We start from the raw sequence: 527 nt of genomic DNA, 5'->3' as shown, positions 1-527 counted from the left end.
AAGCAAACCCCGAATGAACAATCAGTTGCCAGAAATGAACGGCAGCCGACGGGGAGTGAACAGTGGCTGGCCTGGAATGAACAGTTGGCATCGCGTATCGGCGTGCCCGCGATAACGAACTAATCTCATGGACGAGCGACAGTTCGGGAAGACGTGAACTGTCGCTCGGTTGCTGACAGCAGGGGATCAATCGAGGCTAAAGGTGCACGTTGTTCCTGACCGGGCGTCCGAGAAGCGTGGTGCGAGACCACATTTGGGCGCCGGGCATGGGATCGGCAGGATGCGCCGGTCAGCCCGCCGACTGGGGTGGCAGACCGAGAGGTCTGAGTCGGTGATTCCGGGCGGTCAGCGACCTACGGGTGGCAATTGCTTACGAAGCCGTGACCACGGCCACCACTGATCCGATGCGACTGCCGCGATCGCCAGCGATCGCGGCCAACTGAGGAGAACAGGTGTTTGACTTCGGGGCGTTACCGCCGGAGGTTAATTCCGGTCGGATGTATGCGGGTCCGGGTTCGGGGCCGTTG

Annotated in this window: 1 protein-coding gene; it reads left to right on the top strand. The window is 61.3% G+C overall.

Going from position 1 to position 527, the window contains the following annotated elements; translation table 11 throughout:
* Positions 1-452 precede the first annotated feature (452 nt).
* Positions 453-527 (top strand): PPE domain-containing protein (locus A5781_RS25610; protein ID WP_156622491.1); only part of this gene is annotated, 75 nt, incomplete at its 3' end.

The sequence above is a fragment of the Mycobacterium sp. 852002-30065_SCH5024008 genome (assembly GCF_001665645.1).
In the GTDB taxonomy this organism is placed as follows: domain Bacteria; phylum Actinomycetota; class Actinomycetes; order Mycobacteriales; family Mycobacteriaceae; genus Mycobacterium; species Mycobacterium paraffinicum.
Note: the sequence above shows the minus strand (reverse complement) of the source record. Positions and strands in the feature narration are given on the sequence as shown.